At 69.5% G+C, this 9,785-nt stretch carries 5 protein-coding genes, 1 tRNA gene and 1 pseudogene; 3 read left to right on the top strand and 4 right to left on the bottom strand.

Annotated features, from left to right (window positions below; all coding sequences use genetic code 11):
* Positions 1-440: pseudogene (locus tag RMN98_RS16890) on the bottom strand (arginine--tRNA ligase); the annotation flags it as partial.
* 87 nt (positions 441-527) lie between these two features.
* On the opposite strand from RMN98_RS16890, the gene RMN98_RS16885 reads away from it, so the two are divergent.
* A tRNA-Arg gene (locus tag RMN98_RS16885) sits at positions 528-602 on the top strand.
* A gap of 23 nt (positions 603-625) precedes the next feature.
* Here RMN98_RS16885 and RMN98_RS16880 read toward each other — a convergent pair.
* On the bottom strand, positions 626-2,731 hold the full coding sequence (locus RMN98_RS16880; RefSeq protein WP_309649979.1) for an acyltransferase family protein: 2,106 nt from the start codon (positions 2,729-2,731) through the stop codon (positions 626-628).
* 200 nt (positions 2,732-2,931) lie between these two features.
* Between RMN98_RS16880 and RMN98_RS16875 the strand changes: the two genes are divergently transcribed.
* On the top strand, positions 2,932-4,353 hold the full coding sequence (locus tag RMN98_RS16875; protein WP_309649978.1) for a hypothetical protein: 1,422 nt from the start codon (positions 2,932-2,934) through the stop codon (positions 4,351-4,353).
* A gap of 123 nt (positions 4,354-4,476) precedes the next feature.
* Here RMN98_RS16875 and RMN98_RS16870 read toward each other — a convergent pair whose 3' ends face one another.
* Both RMN98_RS16870 and RMN98_RS16865 read right to left on the bottom strand, forming a co-directional pair.
* Positions 4,477-5,406, bottom strand: a complete 930-nt coding sequence (locus tag RMN98_RS16870; RefSeq protein WP_309649977.1) for an LCP family protein — start codon at positions 5,404-5,406, stop codon at positions 4,477-4,479.
* Positions 5,403-6,032, bottom strand: a complete 630-nt coding sequence (locus RMN98_RS16865; RefSeq protein WP_309649976.1) for a hypothetical protein — start codon at positions 6,030-6,032, stop codon at positions 5,403-5,405. The genes RMN98_RS16870 and RMN98_RS16865 overlap by 4 nt, the downstream gene beginning before the upstream one ends.
* Before the next feature lie 173 nt (positions 6,033-6,205).
* On the opposite strand from RMN98_RS16865, the gene RMN98_RS16860 reads away from it, so the two are divergent.
* Positions 6,206-9,785: multifunctional oxoglutarate decarboxylase/oxoglutarate dehydrogenase thiamine pyrophosphate-binding subunit/dihydrolipoyllysine-residue succinyltransferase subunit (locus tag RMN98_RS16860; protein ID WP_397209927.1), on the top strand; the 3,580-nt coding region annotated here is incomplete at its 3' end.

Genomic DNA, 9,785 nt, shown 5'->3' with positions numbered 1-9,785 from the left:
ACCGCGGCCCACCGCACGCCGCCGATGTGCAGCGGGCCCGTGGGGTTGGCCGAGACGAACTCCAGGTTGATCTTCTCGCCGGCGAACGCATCCGTGGCGCCGTACGCCGCGCCCGCGGCGACGACCTGCTGCGCGACGAGGCCCTGGGCACCGGCCGCCACGGTGATGTTGAGGAAGCCGGGTCCGGCCACCTCGACCTCGGCGACGCCGTCGACGGTCTCGAGGCCGGCCTTGACGAGCTCGGCGAACGCGCGGGGGTTCATCCCGGCCTTCTTGCCCAGCTGCATCGCGACGTTGGTCGCGTAGTCGCCGTGTCCCTTCTGGCGGGGTCGCTCCACCGTGACCGTCGTCGGGACACCGTCCGGCAGGGTGACCTCACCCGTGGTGGACAGCGTCGTCAGGACATCGACGATCGCGGTGGAGAGCTGCTCAGGAGTCACCGCTCCAGCCTATCGGCGGGGCACCGTGGACTCCGAACCGGTTTCACCCTCGGACACCGGCGCCTGTAAGGTCGTCCCGCACCCCGGGCCCCCGTAGCTCAGGGGATAGAGCGTCGCCCTCCGGAGGCGAAAGCGCAGGTTCGAATCCTGCCGGGGGTACCACCTTCTCCACCGCTGGCGACGGCTCAGCCGCTGTAGTCGAGCTGCATCTTCTCGGCCAGCTTCGGCGCGAGGTAGGTGGCGTACTCCACGGTGATGTGCTCGACGTCACGGTGCGTGACCATCCGACCGACCACCGTGGGGCACTTGTCCTCCACGCAGAACCACGGCCGGGTGATGATGAACTCGGCTCCCGTGGTCTCGGCAGCCCGCTTCGTGGCGCGCATCATCCGCTCCGAGCGTCGCGTGGGCTCCGACAGGCAGCCGAGGAGAGTCGGGTCGTCACGCGTCAGGCAGTCGACGGGGCTGGTCTTGTGGATCGGGGGGTCGCCGATCAGGATCGTGCGACCGCTGGAGGGCTGCACCCGCTCGATCGTGGCCTCCATCCCGGACTCCACGAGCGCCTCGACGCTCTTGTCGTCGTCGACGACCTCGCCGTCGACGACGAAGCCGCGCTCGTTGGCGTCCGTGGCCAGGACGGTGAGGTCGGGCTGGAGCTCGTCAATGGTGTCGAAGGCCCAGTCCTGGAACTCCTGGCACCCCACGCTGGTGCCGCCCGAGGTGGTCACCGGGGTCTGGTCGATCGAGGGGCACCCGTCACGCACCAGGACGTAGAGCAGGTAGCCCTGGTCCTCCGCGATCGCCTCCAACGCGGGCACCCACTGCCGGGCGTGGGAGTCACCGAGGACGACCATCACCTGGTCACCGTCGGTGTCCCCGCGCGGGCACAGCTCGAGGTCCTCCGTGTCGATCCCGATGTAGTCGCAGTCGCCCAGCGACGCGGTGCTCTCCTTGAGGTCGAGCGGGTTGGGCTGGAGGTCGCCCGGCATCGGCATCTCGTTCTCCGCGGCCAGGACCGACGCCTCGACCAGGGCGACGAAGGGGTCGTCGTCGAAGCGGGCCGGCGGGTCGGAGGGGTCCTGGCCGTAGGTGGTCAGCGAGATCGCCGCGCCGCCGTCCTCGGAGCCTGAGCGCACGACATGGTTGGCGACGGCCACCGACGGCAGCACGATCAGGACCGTCGCGGGGTAGAGCAGCAGCGCCCGCGTCCTGCCGACGCTCCACACCTTCGTGGTCCGGAAGGGCGTCTCGACCCACGTGTAGGTGGCAGCGCTGAGCGCCAGGGCCACGAGGAGCACGGAGCCGCCGCGGAAGCCGGAGATCTCCCCGAACTGGTAGTCGGCCACGATGATCAGCGGCCAGTGCCACAGGTAGAACGAGTAGGACCAGTCCCCCACCACCCGCATCGGTAGCACCGACAGCGCCCTCTGAGGTCCCCAGGGCGCGACGTGCTCGAGACCGCCGAGCAGGAGCAGTGCCGTGCCGATGGTCGGGACGGCCGCGGCCGAGCCGGGGAACGGCGTGCCCTCGGTGAAGACCAGCGCCGACCAGGCGATCAGGCCGACCCCGACCCACGAGGCGAGGGCCAGCAGGAAGGGCATGGCCGTGCCCCGCAACCGCGAGAGGTACGGCGTACCGGCGGCGGCGAGGGCGCCGAGCGCGAGCTCGTAGGCGCGCGCGGGGGTTGAGAAGTAGGCCGCCAGCGGGTTGGTCGCGGTGAGGTGCAGCGACCACGCGAAGGACGCGACCACGACGACACCGAGCACCAGCGCAGCGGCCTTGCGCGGTCCGCCGACGCGCCGCGACAGCAGGGCCAGCGCTGCGATCAGGATCAGCGGCCAGAACAGGTAGAACTGCTCCTCCACCGCCAGCGACCAGTAGTGCTGCAACGGGGAGACGGGCTCACCGGCCGCGAAGTAGTCGGTCTCGTCGGAGGCGAACTTGATGTTGGCCGCGAAGAAGGTCACCCAGATGGCCTGCTCCCCCACGGCCAGGGCGCGAGCGCCGTCCAGGAAGAGGACGGACAGCAGGATCGTCACGAGCGTGACGAGCAGGGCCGCGGGCAGGATCCGGCGCGCACGTCGCGCGTAGAAGCTCGACAGGGAGACCGTGCCGGTCCGGTCCGCCTCGCGCAGCAGCAGCGAGGTGATCAGGTAGCCGGAGATGACGAAGAAGACGTCGACCCCGACGAATCCGCCGCGGAAGGGGCCGATGTTGGCGTGGTCCAGGGCCACCAGGGTCACCGCAACCGCTCGGAGCCCCTGGATGTCCTGCCGGAAATGGACCTGCACGCAGCGGGACCTTACCGACCGGCGCGAGCTCTCCCTAAAACGCAGACGGCGGGTCGGAGGTCCCGTCATGATGAGCGGCGTGCTTAACAGACCCTCCTCGACTGGTCTAGATGTGTCTATAACCTCCGAGTCCCTCCCCCGTTGAGGGGAGAGCGGACTCGGCCGTGCCCTCGCCTCGCCATCCCCATAGGAGTATTCGCATGAAGAGTTCGATCGTCAGGTCCGTCGCCGTCGCGGCCGCCTGCGCCGCGGGGCTGAGCGCCAGCCTCACCACCCTTCCCGCCGTCGCTGCTCCGGCCGACACCGCCGCCAAGCCGGCCGTCACGAAGTTCGGTTACAAGGCGAGCGTCTTCGGCACCAAGGTGCGCGTCAACAACGTCGAGCTCCGCACGCTCCGTGACGCCAACCTGCAGATGCCGTGCACGCGCAAGGTCGGCGTCGCCCGCGCCGAGGACTCGATCGGCTCGCTGCCCATCGCCAACGACCTGATCAAGGTCGCTGCGTCGACGAGCGAGAGCAACACCTACCGCGACGCCGCCAAGGGCATCAGCGGAGTGCGCGCGGTCAACACGGTCGCCAACATCGCGCTCGGCGGTGAGCTCGGGGGCGTGCCCACCCCGGTCCTCAAGGTCCAGGGCCTGCAGTCGGTCGCCGACTCGTTCTTCGATGCCAAGGCCAACGGAGGCAAGGGCGCCTTCAAGTCCGACAGCTCCTTCCGCTACCAGGGCCTGAGCCTCGACCTGCCCGAGGGCAACCCGATCTCCGACACCCTCAACACGCTCTTCGACGCGCTCGGCGTGCCGGCCGACCAGGTCTTCGAGCTCGTGAACGTCCCCGTCGCCACCCTGGTCGACGTGCTGAGCTCGGTCGGGACCATCACGATCCCCGGTCTGGGCGCCATCAGCCTGGGCTCCGAGAACCCCCGGGTGGGCAAGAACTTCGCGTCCTCCGAGGCCTACGCCCTGAAGCTCCTGGTCGACGCCACCGGCGAGGAGACCACCCTCCAGCTCGGCCGCGCCAGCAGCCGCATCAGCCGCCCGGTCACCGCCGGCGTCTTCCGCTCCACCATGTCGGCCCTCGAGCTCAGCGCCCTCGGCGACCTGGTCTCGCTCGGCGGCATCGCCCAGACCTCCATCCCCTGCGAGGGCACGGCCGGCAAGGTCCGCACCATCGACACCGCGACCGCCAGCCTCGTGCACGAGCAGCTCGGGGTCACCGTGAGCGGCATCAAGTACGCCTACATGGGTCTGCAGCAGGGCCAGGCCGGCAAGGGCTTCACGTCCGCGACGATCGGCAAGATCACGCTCAACGTCCCCAACGCGCTCGACATCGTCATCGAGGGCCTCACCTCCCGCGTCGACGTGCTCGCCGCCAAGCCCGGCCAGCGGGTCCAGCGCAAGGTGACCACGACCTTCGGCTCCATCAAGATCAACGGCGAGGAGGTCCTGCCGCGACGCGGACAGCCGGTCAACTTCGACGGTGGCGTCCTGTCGATGCTGGTGGAGAAGGAGAAGAACTTCTACGGCACCAAGGTCAACGGCCTCTCGATCCAGCTGACGGACCTCGACACCAAGATCGACCTGGCGCAGGTCTCCGCCCGTTTCCTGGGTGGCAACAACTGACGCACAGCGCCTGAGCACGACGACATCGGGGCGGCCCGCCAAGGCCGCCCCGATGTCGCATTTCCGACCGAAGTGGACCCGCGCTGATCCGCGCTGGCTCGAGCAGCGCGCGGTGTGCTCGGATCAGCAGCGCTCGATGACCGCGTCGTCGCGGGCCTGGTCGCCATAGCTGCGGGCCTGGTCGACGTAGGGCAGCACCACGCTCGCCCCGCCGATGTCGCCGATCCCGCCCTGGACGACGCAGCCGGTCACCTTCGCGGGATCGACCTGCGCGATGGCCTGGGCGAGGCGGAAGAGCTCGCTGGGCGGCAGGGCAGTGTGGAGGTGCTTCATGACCGTCATGACGCCGCTCTCCATGAAGCCGGCCTCGTCGGAACGAGCCCTGATGGCCCCCTGGATGCCTCGCAGGACGCGCTGCTGGTTGGCCGAGCGGTCGAAGTCGCCGCCGGGCAACGTCTTGCGGATGCGGGAGAAGGCCATGGCGCCGTAGCCGTCGAGGCGGATCTTGCCGGCCTCGAAGCCGTTGGGCTTGAGGTTCTCGTCGGAGAAGTAGCCGGGGTTGCGCACCTCGATGCCCCCGATGTCGTCGACCATGTCCTCGAAGAACGGGAAACGCGTGACGAAGACGTACTCCGGCTGGATGCCGATCAGGTCGCCCACCGCGCGGCCGAGCAGCTCGGGGCCGCCGTAGGAGAGCGCGGCGTTGATGCGGTCGGAGCCGACGCCCGGGATCGAGACGTAGGAGTCGCGCGGGACACCGATGGAGGTGGCGGCCCCGGACTGGGTGTCGATCCCGATGAGCTGGAGGGCGTCGCCGCGGGTGCGGAGCATGTCCTCCCCCGGTCGGGCGTCGGAGCCGACGGCAAGGATCCACACCCGCTGGGGGTCGAGGTCGATCCCCTGCGCGCGCTCGATCTTGACCAGCTCGACCTGCGTGGTGGCTACGGTGGAGTCCGGCACGACCAGGGCCGCGACGGCCAGCACGAGGCCCAGGGCTCCGGCCCGGAGCGCCCCGCCGAGTCGGGCACGGTCTCGGTGCAGGGTGCGCCTCATCGGGCACGTCCTCTCGTCACGTCGTAGCCGAAGACCTGCCAGTCCCCGTCGCGATAGGTCATGAACAGGCTGCCGCTGACCCGCTCCTTGCGGTTGACCTCGCCGCTGAGGCGCATGGTCAGCACCACGCGGGCGGTGACACCCACCGCTCGACCTCCAGGAGCGAGGGCGTCGATGGTCAGCCGTCGCTGGAGGGCGACGACCTCGTCGAGGTCGGCCGCCACGGGCTCGTTGCTCATCAGCGCGCTGTCGGTGCGGGCGTCCGCCGCCGCCCCGTCGCTGAAGCCGGGGAAGGCGTCCTCGAAGTCCGTGCGCGGGTAGTCACCGAGGTAGGCCGCGTCGATCCAGGCATCGACCACCTCGGTCACGTGCGCCTTCAGCCGCGCGCGCCGTGGGCCGCTGAGCCCACCGACGACCTCTCCCACCTTCGCGACGGTCTCGACGGGCGCAGGAGCGTCGACACCGGCGCCCGTGGAGGTCTCCGGGCTGCTCGCGTCGGGCTCGCCGTCGTCGTCCGAGCACGCGCTCAGGGACGCGCCGAGCAGCACCGCCAGTGAGATCGCGGCGGCCGTCCGGGCTGCCCGGTGCGAAGGGCGTCGGTGGGCCCGCACGTTGGGTCTGTGCATGGAGTCGAATCGTCCTCTCGTGTCGCATTTCGCGACCTGCACCGGGGATGTGTCGTGGATCGCGTAACACCCTGCCTCAAAGGCTGACCTGGGGGCGGCATTTGATGGCCAGTGGGTCTAGCCTTGCGGGCACACCCATTCCCGCGCGCTCATCGGAAGAGGCGAAGCAAGTCGTGCCGCAGTCGTCAGGCAACCAGTCTCCAGAAGGCTCCCCCCAACCCTCCTCCTCGCTCGGAGCCAACGAGTGGCTCGTCGAGGAGATGAGGGAGCGCTACACCTCGGATCCCGGCAGCGTCGACCCTACGTGGGTCGACTACTTCACCAGCAACGGGTCCGGCAGCCCCTCGACCAACGGCTCCGCCAACGGGACGGCCGGCCAGGCGCCGGCCGCGGCGACGACGAAGCCGGCAGAGAAGCCAGCACAGAAGGCGGCCGCCCCCGCTGCCCAGACCGAGGCCAAGAGCGAGGCCAAGCCAGCACCGGTCGCCAAGCCGCGCCCGGAGTCCAAGGCTGCTGAGCCGGCCAAGGGCACCAGCAACCCGATGCCCAAGGAGACGCGCCCCGCCGAGCCTGCTGCGGCGAGCGACGAGCCGACCTACACCGTCCTGCGCGGCGCGCCCGCCCGCACGGTGGCCAACATGGACGCCTCCCTCACCGTCCCGACGGCGACGTCCGTGCGCTCGGTCCCGGTCAAGCTGCTGTGGGACAACCGCACGGTCATCAACAACCACCTCGCCCGCGCCCGCGGTGGCAAGGTCTCCTTCACGCACCTGATCGGCTACGCGCTGGTCAAGGCCGTCCGCTCGATGCCGGAGATGAACAACGGCTTCGAGGTCCGCGAGGGCAAGCCCAACCTGATCACCCCGGCCCACATCAACCTCGGTCTCGCGATCGACGTGCCCAAGCCCGACGGCTCGCGCCAGCTGCTCGTCCCGAGCATCAAGGCGGCGGAGTCCATGGACTTCGCCGGCTTCTGGACCGCCTACGAGGAGATCGTGCGCAAGGCGCGCGACAACAAGCTCGCGGTGACCGATTTCCAGGGCACCTCGATCTCGCTGACCAACCCGGGCGGCATCGGCACCGTCCACTCCGTGCCGCGCCTGATGGCCGGCCAGGGCGCGATCATCGGCGTCGGCGCCATGGAGTACCCGCCGGAGTGGCAGGGCGCCTCGGCCGAGGCGATCGCCCGCAACGCGATCAGCAAGGTCATGACGCTGACCTCGACCTACGACCACCGCGTCATCCAGGGTGCGCAGTCGGGTGAGTTCCTCAAGCGGATGCACCAGCTGCTGCTCGGCGAGGACGACTTCTACGACGAGATCTTCCGCTCGCTGCGCATCCCCTACGAGCCGATCCGGTGGAGCAGCGACATCTCGACGTCGCACGACGACGAGATCAGCAAGCAGGCCCGCATCCTCGAGCTGATCCATGCCTACCGCGTGCGCGGCCACATGATGGCCGACACCGACCCGCTCGAGTACCGCCAGCGCAGCCACCCCGACCTCGAGGTGGAGTCGCACGCCCTCACCCTGTGGGACCTCGACCGCGAGTTCGCCACCGGCTCCTTCGGGGGCGAGGGTCGCCGCTTCATGAAGCTGCGCGGCATCCTCGGCATCCTGCGCGACTCCTACTGCCGCACCACGGGCATCGAGTACATGCACATCATGGATCCCGAGCAGCGCCGCTGGATCCAGGAGCGCGTCGAGCAGCCGCACACCAAGCCGCCCCGCGAGGAGCAGCTGCGGATCCTGCTCAAGCTCAACCAGGCCGAGGCCTTCGAGACGTTCCTGCAGACGAAGTTCGTCGGGCAGAAGCGCTTCAGCCTCGAGGGCGGCGAGACCACGGTGCCCGTCCTGGACGAGATCTGCGAGGCGGCCGCCGAGGCCGGCCTCGACGAGGTCACGATGGGCATGGCCCACCGCGGGCGGCTCAACGTGCTCGCCAACATCGTGGGCAAGAAGTACAGCCAGATCTTCCGTGAGTTCGAGGGCAACATCGACCCGCGCACGGTCCAGGGCTCCGGCGACGTGAAGTACCACCTCGGCGCCGAGGGCGAGTTCGTGGCCGGATCCGGCGCCACCATCAAGGTGTCCGTCGCAGCCAACCCCTCGCACCTCGAGGCTGTCGACCCCGTGCTCGAGGGCATCGCGCGCGCCAAGCAGGACGTGCTCGACAAGGGCGCCGACTACCCCGTGCTGCCGCTGCTCGTCCACGGCGACGCGGCGTTCGCCGGCCAGGGGGTCGTCGCCGAGACGCTCAACCTGAGCCAGCTGCGCGGCTACCGCACCGGCGGCACGATCCACGTGGTCGTCAACAACCAGGTCGGCTTCACCACCTCGCCCGGCTCGTCGCGCTCGTCGCTCTACTGCACCGACGTCGCGCGGATGGTCCAGGCGCCGATCTTCCACGTCAACGGTGACGATCCCGAGGCGTGCATCCGGGTGGCCCGTCTCGCGTTCGAGTACCGCCAGGCGTTCAACAAGGACGTCGTCATCGACCTGGTCTGCTACCGCCGGCGCGGTCACAACGAGGGCGACGACCCGTCGTACACCCAGCCGCTGATGTATGACCTCATCGAGCAGAAGCGCTCGGTCCGCAAGCTCTACACCGAGTCCCTCATCGGTCGTGGCGACATCACGATCGAGGAGGCCGAGCAGGTCCTGCGCGACTACCAGCAGCAGCTGGAGCGGGTCTTCACCGAGGTGCGCGAGGCCAGCAGCCAGCCCTCGGAGTGGACCACGGTCCCCGACTACCCGGACAAGCCCGCGGGCGAGACCGAGACGGCCATCTCGCTGGAGTTCCTCAAGCGGATGTCCGACGCCTACGTCACGCCGCCCGACGGCTTCACCGTGCACCCCAAGGTGATGCCGCAGCTGCAGCGTCGCGCGACGGCGATCACCGAGGGCCCCATCGACTGGGGCACCGGCGAGATCCTCGCCTTCGGCTCGCTCCTCATGGACGGACGCCCCGTGCGCCTGGCCGGCCAGGACTCCCGCAGAGGCACCTTCGTCTCGCGCTTCGGCACGATCATCGACCGCGTCAACGCCGACGAGTGGACCCCGCTCTCCTCGCTCACCGAGGACCAGGCGAAGTTCTACATCTACGACTCGCTGCTCTCCGAGTACGCCGCCCTCGGCTTCGAGTACGGCTACTCCGTGGCGCGTCCCGAGGCGCTGGTCCTGTGGGAGGCCCAGTTCGGCGACTTCGTCAACGGTGCGCAGACGGTGATCGACGAGTTCATCACCTCCGGCAAGACGAAGTGGCGCCAGGAGTCCGGCGTCGTGCTGTTGCTCCCGCACGGCTACGAGGGCCAGGGTCCGGACCACTCCTCGGCGCGGATCGAGCGCTTCATGACGCTGTGCGCCGACGACGCGTTCGTGGTCGCCCAGCCCTCGACGCCGGCGTCGTACTTCCACCTGCTGCGTCGTCACTCGCTCGGCGAGAAGCACCGGCCGCTCATCGTCTTCACGCCGAAGTCGATGCTCAAGCGCAAGGAAGCCGCCTCGCATCCCGACGACTTCACGGCCGGCACCTTCCGGCCACTCATCGGTGACGCCGCCGCCGACCCCGGGTCCGTCGACACGCTGCTGCTCTGCTCGGGCAGGGTGACCTGGGACCTGGTCGTCGAGCGGGAGAAGCGCGAGGACAAGGGCCGGTTCGCCATCGCCCGGGTCGAGCAGCTCTACCCGCGCCCGCTCGACGAGATCAGGTCGGAGATCGCGCGCTACCCGAAGCTGAGCACCGTGCGCTGGG

It is taken from the genome of Nocardioides sp. (assembly GCF_031397825.1).
In the GTDB taxonomy this organism is placed as follows: domain Bacteria; phylum Actinomycetota; class Actinomycetes; order Propionibacteriales; family Nocardioidaceae; genus Nocardioides.
This window is presented reverse-complemented; position numbering and strand designations above follow the sequence as displayed.